Raw genomic sequence first — 16932 nt, forward strand, 5'->3', positions numbered from 1 at the left:
CGTATTAGACTACAGGCAATGGACCTAACTTTATGAAAATTACAGCACCCATTACATCCCCGGATGAGTTGGAGATGTTAGTAGCCAACGGGGCCGGAGAACTTTATTGTGGTTTTGTACCTCGGGAGTGGCTGTCTAAATTTACCGGAGCCATCTGGCTCAATCGTCGAAGTCCCAAGGGTGCAAACCTGGAAACTTTATCGGATCTGGCCCGATTAGTTCAAGAAGCCCATCGTTGTGAAGTCCCGGTGTTTCTTACTTTCAATTCGCCCCACTATACCCGGGAGCAATTACCCCATGTATTGGACCTTGCTAAAAGTGTTGTTGAGGAAGCCGGGGTCGATGCCCTTATTGTGACCGATCTAGGCCTTTTGCTGGCCTTAAAAAACCTGGATCTCAAAGTGGCCATTCATATCAGCTCAGTGGCCTCTGCCCTGAACACGGAAGCCGTGTCTTTCTATAAAGAACTGGGAGCAACCCGCTTGATTCTTCCCCGCGCTGTAACTCTTCAAGAAATTCAGGATATAGCCACCAACCTTCAAGGAACCATGGAATTAGAAACCTTCATGATGAATGATGGTTGCGCCTTTGAAGAAGGACATTGTCAGACGACTCATCACCATGCCGTAGGGGCGTTCTGTACCAGCATGCGAGATTGGGATTCTACATTCTACGCTGAAAATGGGAAGATCAGCCCGGATGAAAATCGGCTTCTGGAGGAAAACCTCAAGGATTATCGTAATTGGGTCTGGACTATCAACGGAATGGGAATTACCTTTTCTCAAAATGGATTTCCCTTAGGACCCTGTGGAATTTGCGCAATTCCGGATTTTTATAGGATCGGGGTACACTCCCTCAAAATCGTAGGACGGGAAGCTTCTCCCTTTAAAAAACTCGCCAGCCTTAAGTTAGTAAAATCCATCGTAGATAAAGTCGCAGCAGGAATGCCTGAAGACAAAGTAAGGGAAAAGGCCCAGAAATTAAAAGGGACTCCAGAATTGTGTGCAAGTAGATGGGCATGTTATTACAGGTTCTAAAGTCTAGGGTCTGTTGCCCATGGACTAATCCTCCTCTGTGTTTCATAGCTGAAGGACAGGTTTCCAACCTGCTTTACAGAAGAGTGATAACGACCCCATGAGATGCAAAGGGATATAGGATGGACAACAGACAATGGACGGCGGATAACGCATAACGGATAGCAAACACTTAGATAAAATCTCTCACCTTCTCCATTTCCTCAGGCCTTATTACGTGAAAATGCTGGGGGTTTTTTTCCTCAGCATCTTGGCCACTCTCTTCGGGCTTGGTTATCCCCTCTTTACCAAATTTTTCATCGATGAAGTCTTACTCAAAGGAAACACGCAACTCCTGGTTACTCTGACCGTCGGGATGTTTGTTATAGCCTTGCTCGGTTTCCTGCTGGCCGGTGTAAACCGGTATTTATATACCTGGATTTCGGCCCGAATTCTCTTCGATATGCGAATGGCCCTATACCGGCATCTCCAAGGGCTTTCTTTGCGATTTTATACCCGAACCAAGATCGGGGAAATATTAGCCCGAATCAATACCGACCTGGCCGAAATTCAGCGAATTACGACCGATGTCCTCCTCAGTTCCTTCACTAATCTCTTGACCCTTATGGGCACCCTTGGATTTCTCCTCTGGCTTAACTACAGGCTCTTCCTGGTCAGTAGCCTCCTTCTTCCATGGGTTGCACTGGGATTACGATATTTTCGTCCCAGAATAGCGGATAAGGCTCGAGAAATTCGAGATCGAAATGCCGATCTGGGGAGTTTTTTGATAGAAACCTTTCAGGGGATTAAGCTCATCAAAGCTTTTGGAGCTGAAGAACTGGAAGTAGAGAGGTTTGCCAGGAAGCATGAAGCTTACATTCAGGCAGTTCTCGATCTCCAAAAGCTTTCCATCTTTTCCGGAGGTATTTCCGGGTTGCTCCTTCCTACAACTTCTCTCCTGGTATTTCTCTATGGTGGACATTTGGTCATTACAGGAAGTATGACCCTGGGTGATTTGATTGCTTTTTCAGCCTATCTCATCCGGGCTTTTGGTCCTTTACAAGGTCTTTTGGGCCTCTATGTTCAACTGCAAAGAGCCCGGATTTCTCTCCAGAGGGTCTTTGAGTTGATGACTTTGGAACCCGAAGTTAAAGAAAAGGAAGGGGCAATCTCACCGGAAAGTATCAAAGGAGAAGTGGAATTTGAAGAGGTTTCCTTTGAATATGAGCCGGGTAAGCCGGTCCTTCAAAACGTGAGTTTTCGTGTTCCGGCAGGAACAACCGTTGCCATTGTAGGCCCTAGCGGGATGGGAAAAACCACCCTTATCGATCTCCTCCTCCGCTTTTATGATCCTCAAAAAGGCTCCATTAAGATCGATGGAATAGATCTTCGGGATTTGAAAATCCGATTTCTACGCGATCATATAGGGGTTGTTGGCCAGGAGACTTTCTTGTTTCATGCCACCATCGAGGAAAATATCCGATACGGTAAGAACAGTGCTTCCCGGGAAGAGGTCATTCGGGCTGCCCAGGCAGCCTATATCCATGATTTCATCGAGTCTTTACCCCAGAAGTATGAAACCATCGTAGGAGAACGGGGCGTTCGCCTCTCCGGCGGGGAGAGACAGCGTGTTGCCATAGCTCGGGCCATTTTGAAATCCCCCCGGATTCTGATCCTGGATGAAGCAACGTCGTCTCTAGACTGGATGTCTGAACAATATGTGCGGACTATGCTGGCCGGGCTTATGAGGGGGCGAACGACCATTATCGTTACTCACCGTCTCTCTTCCGTCCAGAATGCCCATCAAATTCTTGTTCTTCATGAGGGTCAAATCATTCAGCAGGGTATTCATGAAGATCTCCTGAAAGTAGAAGGATTATATCGGCAACTTTATGAAGCAGAGGTCCAAACCCGGAATCGTTCTACAGGAGATCCGCGCCCTGAAACCCTGGATTAAAAACTCTGAAAGCCTATGCCTGAAAGTTTTAATTTCTCCGACTATACCGGTAAGGGCGTGAAGGTTGCCCTTATCGACAGTGGTATTAACCCGGTTCATTCCCATGTGAAACGGGTAAGTGGAGGGATCAGTCTGATCCTGGACGGGACGGGTAAAATTTCCTGGGGAACCAATTATCAGGATCAGATTGGTCATGGCACGGCTCTTGCCGGTATTTTTCGTAAGAAAGCACCCGACGTGGACCTTTATGCCGTTAAAATATTTCATCGAATCCTAAAAACCCAGATCGAGGTTTTAAAGAAGGCTATAGAATGGGCCCTTCAGGCAGACATGAAAATCATTAATCTCAGTCTGGGAACCTCTAACCCGGACCACGAAACCCCCTTAAGAGCCCTCTGCGATGAGGCGGCAAGTCGAAAGGTTCTGATAGTCGCTTCGGGATTTCCAGAACAGAAAGCCGGTTATCCGGCTGTTTTTCCCAATGTGATCGGTGTAGCCGGAGATGAGCGTTGTGGCTGGGATGGTTATTTTTATGTAAAGGATCACCCTATCCCCTTCCGAGCTCATCCACAACCCCGACCGATTCCTGGAATTCCCCAAGAACGAAATTTTAAGGGACATAGCTTCGCATCAGCCCATATCGGAGCTCTCATGGCCCGCATCGTAGAGAAATATCCCACAGCAGATTATCTGCAAGTAAAGGAGATTCTCATCTCCCATAGCCGTCCCCCTTTTTAATAAAAATTTCACAAGATAGTCCGTAGGTAAATATTTCTTTACAACAATTCCAAGAACCATTATAATTTTTTTATCTATTTTTTAGATCCTATATCATCAACCGGGACGGTTAACCTATCATCAACTGGGACGTTTGACCTACCATTGCATTCTTTAGTAACTTAGTGATTTCGTTTATCCACGAAGAGGGTATAAAAGCAGGAGAAGGGGGGAAGTAGGTTAATCGTCTCGATTGATATAGTATCCATATCAATTTAGTAGATGGAAAAAGAAACACCCCCTATTCCCCCTCCAGGAGGATGGGGGGTGTTCAGACAGAAAAAGTGACACCTACTACATTGTTATAGTTACCTTGATATAGGAGAGCAAATTCTCCTACATTCCATATTTTTCCATTTTTCATGGTCCTTCGGGGGCTAGGGATCAAGAACTGTGAAAGTATAGATTTTCTATTCGATTCCCCCTGCGTGCGGGGGGATAAAGATAAAAGGGCTACTTTCATATCCATTCAAGTTTGAAAGGAACCATAAGCCGGGTCACGTTTAGGCTGAATCCCTGGATAAACCCCCGGGATAGGCCTGCCGAGGTATGAAAGGTATTGGTCCTTCGACACATCCAGAGCGAACAAAGGGAGGACGTAAAGTTTATAACCTATTTTAAAGGGGATTTGGGATAAGATGGAGAGACCTTCCAACCATGACAGAAAAAATCCTTCACATACACTACGAATTTAACCTAAAAAACGGAGTTCAAAAACAATTTTCCCTTAACTTATCAGGTCCTACTCTGGCCCTGGAATCTGAACCAAAGCCATCCTATCCCGAATGGACGGTATTAACCCACCATCAGTGTTCCAACTGTCCACTCCATCCAGAACAACATCCTTATTGCCCTGTAGCGGTAAATCTGTCGGAAGTCATTGAATTTTTCAAGGACTTTTTATCTTTTGAAGAAGCTGAGGTAAGAATATATACCGAAGTCCGGGAGTATTATACCCGGACTCCCCTTCAAGAGGGTCTCAGTTCTTTAATCGGTCTTATCATGGTTACCAGTGGCTGTCCCATCCTGAATAAACTAAGACCCATGGCCTATACGCATCTTCCTTTTTCTTCCCTGGAAGAGACCAAGTATCGGGCTATTTCCATGTACCTGTTGGCCCAATATTTTTTATACAGAGAAGGGAAGAAACCCGATTGGGAAATCAAGAATCTGGTCCATATCTATGAGGAGATTATAAAAGTAAATCAAGATTTTTCTCGCCGGCTGGCGAGTATTTGTCCTAAGGATGCCAGTCTTAATGCCCTTGCAAGCCTGAGCTGCTTCGCTTCCATAACCTCTCTTTCTATCAAGGATGATTATTTAGAGGATATAAAAGCGCTTTTTACCGTTTATCTGGATGAAAAAAACCTCTCCTCAGAAGTTAACCCATCTTGAGACCCTTCTTCCTGCAGGCGAGAGATTAACTTTTCTTTCACCTGTCCTTCACAAAGAATACCTTGACTTTTCAAGTTAAAACTATACCCTTATCAGATAAGATGACTTTTAGCTGACTTTCCTCAGATTACCCATGAAATATCTCATTATCAACGCAGATGATTTTGGATTGACACCGGAAGTCAGTCGAGGGATTCTTCAAACTGTTCGGGAGGGCATTGTGACCAGTACTACCGTTCTGATTAATTCCCCTCATGTGGGAGAACTTCCGGAACTCCTTAAAACAAGGGTTGGAATTGGACTACATTTTAACCTTACCTGGGGTTCTCCCGTCTCTTCTCCGGAGGAAGTTCCCAGCCTGATCGATGAAAAAGGATTTTTTCACTCTGATCCCTCCTTTCTAGGTCCGGAAGGCGAGTCGGTCTATCCCAGGAAATCTGAGGAAATCCAAAAGGAGTTGGAAGCACAAGTTGAGCGATTTTTAAGGCTACTTCAGAAGCCTCCCACCCATATAGATGTCCATAAACATGCCCATAAATATCCGACGGTATTAAATCCCCTTATAAGAGTAGCAAAAAAGTATCGAATACCGGTTCGTGCCATCAACTCTGGGATGAGGACTGTACTTCAAGAAAATGGATTGGTTACTACCGATTTCTTCATGGGGGGTGCTTTACCGGAAGGACCTTACTGGACTAAAGAGCAACTCCTGACCACTCTCATCCAGGTTCAACCTGGAGTAACCGAGATAATGTGCCATCCCGGGTACGTCCCGGAGCCGATTCCTGGTATGTTTTATAATCAACAGCGGGAGGTTGAGTTGAGGTCTTTCTGTGACCCGGAGGTTCAGGAAGAAATTAAGAAACAAGGAATTCAACTGGTGGATTTTTCATTTATTAATCGGCCATAAAGACACCAGGCCATTAAGATTTATGAAAAGATACTTCCTCCTCTTTGGGTGAACCTTGATGCCTTGGGTCTTTTTGGTCAAATCTCAATTATGTCTAAATTAACCGTAGATGACCTTAATCTTAAGGGACTCCGAGTGCTGATTCGAGTCGACTTTAACGTTCCTCTCAATGAAGCGGGAGAGATTACCGATGATACCCGGATTAGAGAGACTTTACCGACCCTTCAAAAAATTCTTCGGGATAAGGGAAAATTGATTCTTATGTCCCATTTAGGAAGACCCAAGGGCCAGCGAGATCCTTCCCTGAGTTTGAAACCTGTAGCCGAGAGGCTTTCTGAGCTTTTGGGAATTCCGGTTTATATGGCTCCGGATTGTGTTGGAGAGGAGGTCGAAAGGATGGTGAATTCCCTGAAGCCTGGAGAGGTTCTCATGTTAGAGAATTTGCGGTTTCATCCAGAAGAAGAGGCCAACGATCCAACCTTTGCCCGGCAGCTTGCCAGACTCGGAGATGTTTATGTAAACGATGCCTTTGGAACTGCCCACCGGGCCCATGCCTCCACAGAAGGGGTTACAAAATTCTTTAAAAAATGTGCAGCCGGTTATCTGATGCAGAAAGAACTTAAATTTCTCGGGAAAGCTTTAGAAAATCCGGAAAAACCTTTTGTAACCATCCTGGGTGGTGCAAAAATCTCCGGGAAGATCGACGTCATTCGAAACCTTTTGCCCAAAGTGGATTATCTCCTTATAGGCGGTGGGATGATGTTTACCTTCCTTAAAGCCCAAGGATTTGAAATCGGAAAATCTTTACTGGAGAGTGATAAGATTCCACTGGCCAGAGAACTCTTGAATCAGGATAAAAAGGGAGGAGCCCAGTGGCTACTTCCCATTGATTGTGTGGTAGCCGACGAATTATCCGAGACTGCAGTTACCCGGGTCGTTCCCATCCATGAAATTCCTCAAGATATGATTGGTGTGGATATCGGGCCTCAAACGATTGCTAAATTTACCGAGATTATCCATCAAGGAAAAACCCTGCTATGGAATGGACCCATGGGAGTATTCGAGATTGATAAATTTGCCAGAGGAACGGAGGCCATTGCCAGGGCCATGGCTGAAGCAACGGAGAAGGGGGCTATCTCCATTGTAGGGGGAGGAGATTCTGCAGCGGCTGTAGCAAAGGCCGGTTTAACCCATAAAATGTCCCATATTTCCACGGGTGGGGGAGCCTCTCTGGAATTTTTAGAAGGAAAAGTCTTACCGGGGGTTGCTGCATTAACAGATAAATAAGATACACTGTAATTTTTATTGACTTTTAAATCAAACAACGCTACGCTGGCTTCCATGAAATTCGATGAAATCACCTTTGTGATTTTTGATTTTGAAACCACGGGAATGAGTCCGATTTACGGGGACCATATCTGCGAAATAGGGGCCGTTAAGGTTAAAGGGAATACGACGTTAGGCCAGGTTAGCACCCTGATTAATCCCCAACATCCGATCTCTCCAGGGGCTACCGCAGTAAATGGAATCACCGATGAAATGGTAGCCCATGCCCCTTTGATCCGGGAAGTTCTTCCTGCTTTCTTAAAGTTTATTGAGGGGGCCATATTGGTTGCCCATAACGTTCCGTTTGACTTGAGTTTTTTAGCCGCGGCTGTGTATGAACAGGGGTTGGCCCCTCTTCCCAATCTTCTGATTGATACCCTTATTCTTTCCAGAAAACTCTACCCACAATACTCACGCCATAGCCTGGATGAATTACGCCAACGATTTCAAATCTTCTACCCGGGAGCTCATCGGGGACTTGGAGATTCTCTGACTACGCGGGATGTACTCTGGATTTTTTTAGATGAAATAAAAAGACGGCATGGGGAAGATTTTGAATATCTTCTGAGATATCACGGCCCCCCTTATCTCTTTCCGGCTCAGATAAATTCGGATTTAATCTCCTACCCTCCAGAACTCCTGGAGGCCCTGGAAATTGCTTTACAAGAACGAAGATCTCTCTTTATAGAGTATGTTCCAGAAGGTCAGAAAAGACCCGGTATCCGAAAGATCGATCCTTACTTCCTTGCACAGAGAGGTCCATATGTTTACCTTCGGGCTTATTGTCATCTTCGCCGGGAAATAAGGACTTTTAGACTGGATCGTATTGTACGGCTTAACCTCACGGAGTATCCATTCATCAAAAGTGCCACCGATTCAAGGGAAAAGGATTTTTAACCGGGGTCACTTTTTTCTACCCCAGGAGGGTCCCTAAAATAACCTTCCGACTTTCCATTTCATGCAGAATATAGAGAGAAAATCTTCACAAAGAACAGAAGTCCGGACTTGGAAGTCGATAACCCGAAGGGGGGGTGAAAGACTCAATCTTGTGACTTCTAACTTCTGACTTCTGATTTCTGATTCTTATGCCTTCAAAAACGCTCAAGATCGGAATAATTGGAGCAGGTAATATTGTTCGGCAACGTCATCTTCCCAATTTAAAGAAAATAGAGGGAGTTGAGGTTGTGGTTGTCTCCAATCGACGACGGGAAACTGCCGAGAAAGTTGCTCGAGATTTTAATATTCCAAGGGTGATGGATAACTGGCAAGAAGTTATCAAAATGCCCGAGTTGGATATTATCTGGATTGGTACCACCCCCTATATGCACGAGCCGATCACTTTGGCGGCTTTGGAAGCCGGGAAGCATGTATTTTGCCAGGCGAGGATGGCCATGAACTATCAGCAGGCCAAAAACATGTACCAAAAATCCAGGCAAACCGATCGGGTAACCATGCTGTGTCCACCACCCCACGGAATGAAAGGAGATCGCTTTATCCGGAAGCTAATTTCTGAGGGATTCCTGGGAAAGCTTTATCATGTTCGGTTGACAAGCCTGTCCGCTCAATTTGCAGATCCCGATCAACCGGTCCACTGGCGACAGGAAATCGAGGTATCCGGCTATAATGTGCTGGCTCTCGGGATTTACAACGAGGTTTTGAATCGCTGGGTCGGATACACCCGAAGTGTTCAGGCGAACAACAAAGTTTTTATTCCTACCCGGACCCACCCGGAAACAGGCAAACCTTATACCGTCCGGATCCCCGATTCTGTAACCATCCTGGCCGAATTGGAAAACGGTGCCCAGGGGGTCTATCATCTCAGTGGAGTGGCCCGATTCGCTCCGTCGGATACCATCGAGCTTTATGGAAGCGAAGGGACTCTGGTTTATCATATTCAAGGGGATACGATCCTGGGAGCCCGAAAGGGGGATAAAGAGCTCAAAACTATGGATATTCCCAAAGAATTGGAAAAATCCTGGACCGTTGAGCAAGACTTCATAGATGCGGTTCGAGAGGGAAAGCCGGTATCTCCGGATTTTTATGAAGGACTTCGATACATGGAATTTGTTGAGGCTGTGGCTCGAGCCGGTGAAACGGGACAGCGAATTACTCTGCCCCTGGAATCCTAAAGACCTACCCTGGCTCTTCGTTCATTGCCCGTGATGGTATCTGTCGTAAGGGATAATGATCCTAACCGCGAGCAATGGACGAAGAACTGGATTATGCCGGAAATTCGACAAAACATCGTCACCCGGGAATGGGTTATTATAGCAACGGAAAGGGCTAAAAGACCTGAGGATTTTGCCAAAAAAGAACCGACTAAGAAAGTACTTCCCGAGTTTAGCCCCTCCTGTCCGTTTTGTCCAGGAAATGAAGACCAGACACCACCAGAGGTATTTAGATTAGAGGAAAAAGAATCCTGGTTGATTCGGGTCATTCCTAATAAATTTGCTGCTCTTTCCCGGGAGGGAATCTGTGAAAGAAAGGTAAACGGGATTAAACGCTCTGTATCCGGTGTTGGAATTCACGACGTTATCATTGAAACCCCCTCCCATAATCTTACCACAGCTTTACTTCCAGAAACACACGTGGAGAAAATTTTACAGGCTTATAAGCGCCGTTACCGGGAAGTATGTGAAGACCCCCGGGTTGAGCAGGTGATTCTCTTCAAGAATCATGGGGAAAGTGCAGGAACTTCCCTGGAACATTCTCATTCCCAGCTTGTTGGGACCCCACTTACACCCTATCAAGTCCGTAACCGACTGGAGGAAGCGGCTCGATATTTTGATGATACCGGTGAATGCGTCTTTTGCAGAACTCTCCAGGATGAACGTCAGGATCAGGTGAGAGTTATCGCAGAGAACCCTCATTTTTTAGCCTTTATTCCCTACGCAGCCCTCTCACCTTTCCATACCTGGATATTTCCGAAAAATCATCAGGCCAGCTTCGGAGAGCTCCAAGATGAGGAAATTCCAGATTTATCGAGGGTGCTAAAACTTGTATTAGCAAAGCTGTACCATGGATTAGAAAATCCCGATTTTAATTATGTCATTCGGTCCGTTCCATATAAAGAAAAAGCCGTTGAGTATTACCACTGGTATATCAGTATTGTACCCAGATTAACCAAAGCCGCAGGGTTTGAGCTTGGCTCCGGCATGTATATTAATACGACTTTCCCAGAGGAGAGTGCTGCCTTTTTACGATCCGTTCAACTTCCCCACCTTGAAACAGGATTTAACACTTGAAAACCCTGAGAAGGTTGCCGAGGCTTACTTTAAGTGGTACTGGCAGAACGAGTTCCAAATTGCTGCCGATTTATTCGGACGTGCCAACAGATGAAATCCTGCCCATATCCTTACTTATTGGTGCTGGGTAGATGCCCTGTCTATAAGTAGCTATCTATCGGTTTCCCCCTATGTGGATAAAGAAAAAATCGAAAAAAGCCTTGTTAATTCCTCCCACATGCAGGGGGATATAATGGGGGCTCAAGTACCCAATGTACAAATGCGCAGAATGATACAGATATGCCGCCTGGAACTTATCTAATTATGCTTGATGACATTCCACTGGCAAGGGATACTGTCCATGCCGATAGGTTCTACTGTCCGGTTGCCCCCGAAATTCTACAGATATTGGGGATTCCCAGGGAATCTTTAATCGAAGCCTTTCACTCCTTAACCGGTAAACCCGGATGTTGGATGAGTCCGGACAACGGGGAAAAGATCACCGGCAGGGGTTTCAAGCTTTGGGATGATCCGTTAGTCTTCGTATTTTACCATCTTAAAGCCATATTACGTCAAAACCTGGTAGACCTCCTGGGAGTTCAAAAGGAAAAAATCTTCAACTTTCATCCAAAGATTAAATTTGTACTTTAGATCTCACGGAAAAGGTATTGACAAGCAGACAGATCAACTGTAAAACCTAGAATTGACGGTTATGATTTTTACAACTTCAGGACAATTTGACAACAGGGAGATTAAATGATGAAACCGAATCGATTGGTAATCTTTTCTCTTTTAACTTGTTTTCTCATGGTCTTTGGAACCTGGCTTTGGGCGGAGCAAAAATCTATAAAGATAGGGGTTCTGGCTCCTTTGAGTGGGGAGCGGGCTCCCATTGGACGGATTATCAAAAACAGTGTTGAGATGGCCGTTGAGGATTTGAATAAAGAGGGTGGAATTAATGGGGCTTCTTTAGAGGTTGTTTACGAAGATGACCAGGATACAGAACAGGGAGCCGTTGAAGCTATAAAGAAGCTTGTCCAGGACCCTCAAGTGGTCGCAGTAATCGGAGAACTCTTCAGCCGTTTCGTTATGGCCAGTAAAGATGTTGTGGAACAGCAGGGAATTCCCTATCTTACAGGAGGGACCAGTCCCAGAACCACAGAGAATGCAAATTGGATCTTCCGGGTAGGAGCCAGCGATAACCTGCTTACCAACCTTATAGCTCAATATGTGGTAGAGGATTTAAAGTTAAAGAACCTGGCGGTCCTTCATGATAGTACGGGTATTCATAATACAAGGGCCGAGATGGTCGTCAAGATTCTCCAGGAAAAGTATGGAATTACCCCCCTGGTTCGCGAATCCTGGAAGCCGGGTGATAAAGATTTCAAGCCTCAACTGGAAAAAGTCAAATCCAATCCTGTACAGGCCATTATCGCACTGGGTGAGACTGCCGAAGGAGGGCCCTTCCTCAAGCAGGTAAAAGCTTTAGGCATTCAAGTTCCCATTGTTGCCCACAGAGACTTTGGTGTAAAAAGAGTTCTCGAAGAAGCCGGAGAAGCTGCCAATGGCGTTTTAATTGTGACCGAGTACATTCCGGCACTTCAAGAACCGCAACGTCAGGCCTGGACGGTGGACTATCAAAAACGTTATGGGACTGAACCCAATGTCATTGCAGCTCAATATTTCGACGCAGTCCTTCTTTTGGCTGAAGCTGCAAAAAAAGGTGGGGCTAGTAGAGAAGGAATCAAAACCGGATTAAAACAACTGAAAGGCTTCCCAGGAGTTATGGCCGATTATACCTTCGACGAGAAAAATAACGGGGTCCATCGGTTTTACGTAGCCAGAATCGAGGGAGGAAAACCAACCCTGGTGACCGTGCTCGAGGAGAAAGATTAACCCCTGGAGGTATAAAGACACAAAGAAAACACTACTTACGAAGGATCACTAAAAGTATGGGAGTATGAGGGTGTAGAAGTATAGAAGTGTGGGAGTATGGGAGTATGGAAGTATGGGGGTTTTATCTCCCACACTCCCATACTCCCGCCCCCCTATACTCCCATACTCCCATACTTTTAGTAACCCTGCGTGGAAAATTTTAGGTACCTTACAGTTTCTATGGTCAGATATGAACTGAGAAGGTTCTTGAAGGTGAGATGGATACTTGTGCTTGTGCTTCTGATTTTTTTACTAATCTTGCAAATTCCAGGTTTTGCCGGAGATAAAAAAGAAATGATCAAGGAAAAGGTAAGCGATGCCTGGATCACGGCTAAAGTAAAAGCAGCTTTATGGAATGACAAAAGGATTATGTCCAGGTATATCGGTATCCATACCGAAGAAGGAGTTGTCACCCTCAGTGGAGCCGTTAAATCTCAAGAGGAAAAAGATCTTATTTTAAGCACAGTGATTTCCATTAAAGGGGTAACAGGCGTTCGAGATATCTTACTTACTTATAAAGAGTTGGGAGAGGATTGTTCTCATCTTCGCTATTCAGATCATTTGAAAGATGCTCTGATCACGGCTAAGGTCAGAACTATCCTGACAGTTGATAAGATTGAAAGCTTGAGAACTTTATCGGTTATTAACGTGGATACGTGTAACGGTGTTGTAGTGGTGGTGGGTAAGGTCAGATCTGAAAAGGAAAAAGAAATAGCCATCAAATTAGTTGAAAAAATTGAAGATGTAGTTAAGGTCATCGATCTCATCTCGATCCTTCCGGTTGAAATCTAATGAAGGCGGCAAATCAGGGAAACCAGACCAGATTGGTTCCTCGGACTCCCAGGGTTTGAAATTGGCTTCCATCGGTCTTTATCATCCATATCTCACCTCCCTTATGGACCTTCTTGATGAGGAAAGGATTGGAGGTTTTTTCAAGTTCTTCTCTGGAAAAACGCTCAAAGGCAATCCATTGATCGTCAGGTGACCAGGCAGGGTGTTCGTCACTAAAGGAGAAGGGTTCTCCAGAAGGTAGAAGAGCTGATAGGTTCTGCCGGTTTTTATTCTCTAAATCCAACAATTCCAGATGATATATTTTAACTCCATTGGAAACTTTAATTCCCGCTGCATAAACAATTTTGGTAGGGTATCGGTTGGCAAAGCGGGGATCCATGTTATCGAAGGAAGAATCTGAAATTTCTTTAACCTCCCCTGTAGAGGGATGAATGAGGATTTTCCCTTTTAATTCTGGATCCTCCGGTTTTACATCTACAAAAGCGATTTGATCTCCCCTCGCATTAAAGTTACCCACTTCCAGATAGGGCCCTAAAATGGTTATATTGTCTTTGGTAAGCGTCACCAGACTGAAATCACCGACCTTATCCCGTAAAACCAGGGCATTCCCATCCGGGGAGAATCGAAAGGTGTCTTGTTTCAAATGGACGGTAACAATGGATTTTATCAAAGCCTCTATGATCAAACCGGAGGCCGCAGCCTGGTTTATTTCTCGACCCACGTCAAATTTGACAGCTTGCGGAGGGGATTCTCCTAAGTTAGCCAGATAAACCTCCCAATTTGAATATGTGGACCCGTCTTGAGTGATCATCCCGGTAAATCCAAGGAAACCTCTCCCCCAGGAACTTTCAGTACCATTGGAACGTTCAAGGTTATGGGAATATCGGGCATCGGGTGAAAATTGTGGGGTGGAAATTTCAAGGATTTTTGAACCTGGATGTTGAGTACCATCGGAGGATTTAATGGAATCAGAGCTATTTAAGATAACCGAAATTTCCTGCTTTTTCCCACTTTCCAGATTTTTTAAATAAAGTTTATCCGATTGAGAGGGATCCTGGGCTTTTACGATATAGGCCAGGATTTTTCCATCGGATGATATATCAAAGGCCTTGACAGGCTCATCTGGCTCGGTCAAAGGCCATTTTTCCCCACTATCCGGATGAATACGGTAAATCCGCCCGGTCTCTCCTCCCTCCCTGCTTAAATAAGCCAGGTATTGTTTTTTGGTACGAAACTGGAGTGTAAAATCTTTCTCCATTTCCCTTCCTCCCAAATCTTTAGCAGTTTTTTGGAGGGTCAGGGTATAAGTCGTCTCAGAAGTAAGACTATATTTAGGTGTGAAGGCAAATCTTCGCCCGACTGCACTATAATAGCCGTCTACCGGTGGATTCAGGTTAAAACTACGCTCAATACTTTTGGCATCAACCGGACGATTAAAGAGGATTGTAATCTGACTACCAATGGGAACTTCCTGGCTTCCATTGGGAGGGCTTACTTCCAGAATCTCCAGGTTGGTCTGATCGCCTGAAGCGATCAGAAGAAGGATGAGAAGTGCTAAGAGTCCCATGGTGGCTAAAATGAACCGATCAAAATTCAAGATAGGATCTAGGGTCCGGAGTCCGGGGTCCGTTGGGGAGGAAAAAAGGAGGGACCCAGACAGGGACCCATATGGGAATTAATAAAGATATGGTTGGGCCGGACGTTGGGTTTTAACGACTTGAACAGGGCGAATAAAATTCGTCCGTTTACCGGCAATTTCTCCTACATCCCAGGTACCCTGAACCTCCACCCAACTCCCTTCTTCCAGTTCTTGATGGGCGTTATAGCGTACCAGAAGGCCGATGGGTCTGGCATCTACGGCACAACAGGTTACAACGAATCGAGAAAGTAAAAACGAATCTTTGGGGAGGTTATCATCTCGACGGAAGACAAATCCGATGACTTTAACCTTTTTTCCAACGTGGTGCTGGGGTTCCGGGTCCGTATTAAATAACTTAATCCAGTCTTTAATGGTAAATTCTTCAGTATTTCGATAGAATTGAACCGTTTTGCCTTCATCACGGGAAATGGTCAGATTGTTAAAATCAACGCCCCGCTGATTAGCCGTAGCCAGACTGAGAGGCTGCGGGGGCAGGAGAAAACCTACCGCCAACGGAAGTAAAATCAACAGATAAGCCACGCTAGCATGTAAAGAATCTTCTGATTCCCGGTGATGAGGATCGAGTTCATCTGCCGCACCGGGATGATTCCAGGTGAACCCCAGGATTGCTACCCCTACCAGAAAGATCCCTGCCCAAAGGGTTAAAGTAAAGTATGAAGGATGAATGTAAAACTGTAGGATTTGCGTGAAATACCCATAGATTAAATAAACACCATATCCTCCCAAAATCAAGAAATCAATTCGGCGTTTGGTAAAAAACGGTTTCATGATCATCCATTACCTGGTGTCCATTATCTAACGGATCATAAAAAACAACGGACACCAGAGAGGAATTACCCGATCCTGAGATTTAAAAACAAAGTCAAGAGAAGGGTCAGTTGGGCGCTTAAAATTATGATCCATACCACGGTTTTTACCTTAAAGGTTGTCAACATCATCAGAGTACTTTTGATATCCATCATCGGTCCGAAAACTAAGAAGGCAAGTAGAGAGCCATTGGTAAACGTATTTGCATAGGAAAGTGCAAAAAAGGCATCTACGGTAGAGCAAATCGAAATAACAAAGGCTAAGATCATCAAGGAAATAATGGAGAGTATCGGGCCCTGACCGAGTTTAAGAAGAACTTCTCTGGGAACCAGGGTCTGGGTAAGCGCTGCGATGGCAGCTCCCAAAACAAGAATCTGACCCATCTCAAAAAATTCTGTGTAAATAATGTGGAGCACCCGACTCATTTTCTCCTTAAAACCCTTAGAGGAAGTAAAATTTCCAGAGTGCTCACAAAGCAAGAGGGTTTCTTCCTGAAGAAACTCTTCCTGTTTACGATTGAAGCTAAATAAAAATCCGATCGTTACGGCAATCAGCAGGGTAAAACCAAAGCGATAGAATACAATCCGGGTATCAAAACTAAAGGCTGCCCAGGTGGATAGAAGTACCACCGGATTGATAACCGGTGCTGCCAGGAGGAATGTAATTGCTCCGGCGACCGGGAGACCTTTAAGAATAAGCCTTCGGGCTACCGGGATATTGCCGCATTCACAAACCGGAAAAACAGCTCCCATGAAACTCAGCAGGATAAGCAAGAGAAATCGATTTTTGGGTAAATACTTAAGAAGCACCTCTTCTTTTACATAAACCCCCATCAGAGCTGAGACCACAACACCGAGAAGAAGAAAAGGAACGGCTTCGATCATAATCCCCAGAAAGATGGTTACTCCATCCTGGGCCCTTAGAAGTATCTCTCTGGTCCAACCCTGGGTTGGAAGAATATTTATAAAACCGAGGAGTCGGATGCCGAGGAGGGGTATGATAAGGGATAAAAGTACTTTCAGAAAAGTATGACTTCTTTGTATAGAGGAGCTGGAAGCAATCATGATGACCTAAACACAGGAAGGCCAGAATAAGCTCTCATGTGTATCGAATGAGAGATAAAAACTCTCTTATTA

At 45.1% G+C, this 16932-nt stretch carries 15 protein-coding genes; 12 read left to right on the forward strand and 3 right to left on the reverse strand.

What is annotated here, in order from left to right; translation table 11 throughout:
• The first annotated feature begins 32 nt into the window (after positions 1-32).
• The 12 genes from VNM22_18860 to VNM22_18915 all read left to right on the forward strand — a co-directional run bounded on the left by VNM22_18860 (position 33) and on the right by VNM22_18915 (position 13329).
• Positions 33-1037, forward strand: a complete 1005-nt coding sequence (locus VNM22_18860; GenBank protein HWP49224.1) for a U32 family peptidase — start codon at positions 33-35, stop codon at positions 1035-1037.
• A 220-nt stretch (positions 1038-1257) separates the two neighbouring features.
• Positions 1258-2970 (forward strand): ABC transporter ATP-binding protein, encoded by a 1713-nt coding sequence (locus VNM22_18865; GenBank protein ID HWP49225.1) that lies wholly within the window; start codon positions 1258-1260, stop codon positions 2968-2970.
• A 15-nt stretch (positions 2971-2985) separates the two neighbouring features.
• Positions 2986-3708: a S8 family serine peptidase gene (locus VNM22_18870; protein ID HWP49226.1), complete on the forward strand. Its 723-nt coding sequence runs from the start codon at positions 2986-2988 to the stop codon at positions 3706-3708.
• 696 nt (positions 3709-4404) lie between these two features.
• On the forward strand, positions 4405-5142 hold the full coding sequence (locus VNM22_18875; protein HWP49227.1) for a hypothetical protein: 738 nt from the start codon (positions 4405-4407) through the stop codon (positions 5140-5142).
• Between the two features lie 133 nt (positions 5143-5275).
• A complete protein-coding gene (locus VNM22_18880) occupies positions 5276-6052 on the forward strand; it encodes a ChbG/HpnK family deacetylase (protein HWP49228.1) in 777 nt (258 codons plus the stop codon).
• 90 nt (positions 6053-6142) lie between these two features.
• Positions 6143-7339 (forward strand): phosphoglycerate kinase, encoded by a 1197-nt coding sequence (locus VNM22_18885; GenBank protein HWP49229.1) that lies wholly within the window; start codon positions 6143-6145, stop codon positions 7337-7339.
• A gap of 18 nt (positions 7340-7357) precedes the next feature.
• Complete coding sequence (locus VNM22_18890) at positions 7358-8275, forward strand: exonuclease domain-containing protein (protein HWP49230.1); 918 nt, start codon at positions 7358-7360, stop codon at positions 8273-8275.
• Between the two features lie 188 nt (positions 8276-8463).
• Positions 8464-9507: a Gfo/Idh/MocA family oxidoreductase gene (locus tag VNM22_18895; protein HWP49231.1), complete on the forward strand. Its 1044-nt coding sequence runs from the start codon at positions 8464-8466 to the stop codon at positions 9505-9507.
• A 93-nt stretch (positions 9508-9600) separates the two neighbouring features.
• Positions 9601-10623 carry a galactose-1-phosphate uridylyltransferase gene (gene galT / locus VNM22_18900; protein ID HWP49232.1) on the forward strand — a complete coding sequence of 341 codons (1023 nt, stop codon included), beginning with the start codon at positions 9601-9603 and terminating at the stop codon, positions 10621-10623.
• Between the two features lie 303 nt (positions 10624-10926).
• Entirely contained in the window at positions 10927-11253 is a 327-nt protein-coding gene (locus tag VNM22_18905) for a hypothetical protein (GenBank protein HWP49233.1), read from the forward strand.
• Positions 11254-11358: 105 nt separating this feature from the next.
• Positions 11359-12498, forward strand: coding sequence for an ABC transporter substrate-binding protein (locus VNM22_18910; GenBank protein HWP49234.1), 1140 nt, complete (start codon positions 11359-11361; stop codon positions 12496-12498).
• Positions 12499-12750: 252 nt separating this feature from the next.
• The gene (locus VNM22_18915) at positions 12751-13329 is read left to right on the forward strand and encodes a BON domain-containing protein (GenBank protein ID HWP49235.1); all 579 of its coding nucleotides are present in this window, start codon (positions 12751-12753) and stop codon (positions 13327-13329) included.
• 13 nt (positions 13330-13342) lie between these two features.
• Here the strand turns inward: VNM22_18915 and VNM22_18920 are convergent, their stop codons facing one another.
• From VNM22_18920 to VNM22_18930, 3 genes are all read right to left on the reverse strand, one after another.
• The gene (locus tag VNM22_18920) at positions 13343-14926 is read right to left on the reverse strand and encodes an Ig-like domain-containing protein (protein ID HWP49236.1); all 1584 of its coding nucleotides are present in this window, start codon (positions 14924-14926) and stop codon (positions 13343-13345) included.
• Positions 14927-15004: 78 nt separating this feature from the next.
• Positions 15005-15757, reverse strand: coding sequence for a TIGR03943 family protein (locus tag VNM22_18925; protein ID HWP49237.1), 753 nt, complete (start codon positions 15755-15757; stop codon positions 15005-15007).
• A gap of 65 nt (positions 15758-15822) precedes the next feature.
• Entirely contained in the window at positions 15823-16860 is a 1038-nt protein-coding gene (locus VNM22_18930; GenBank protein ID HWP49238.1) for a permease, read from the reverse strand.
• Positions 16861-16932: the final 72 nt, after the last annotated feature.

It is taken from the genome of Candidatus Limnocylindrales bacterium, from assembly GCA_035559535.1.
GTDB lineage: Bacteria > Moduliflexota > Moduliflexia > Moduliflexales > JAUQPW01 > JAUQPW01.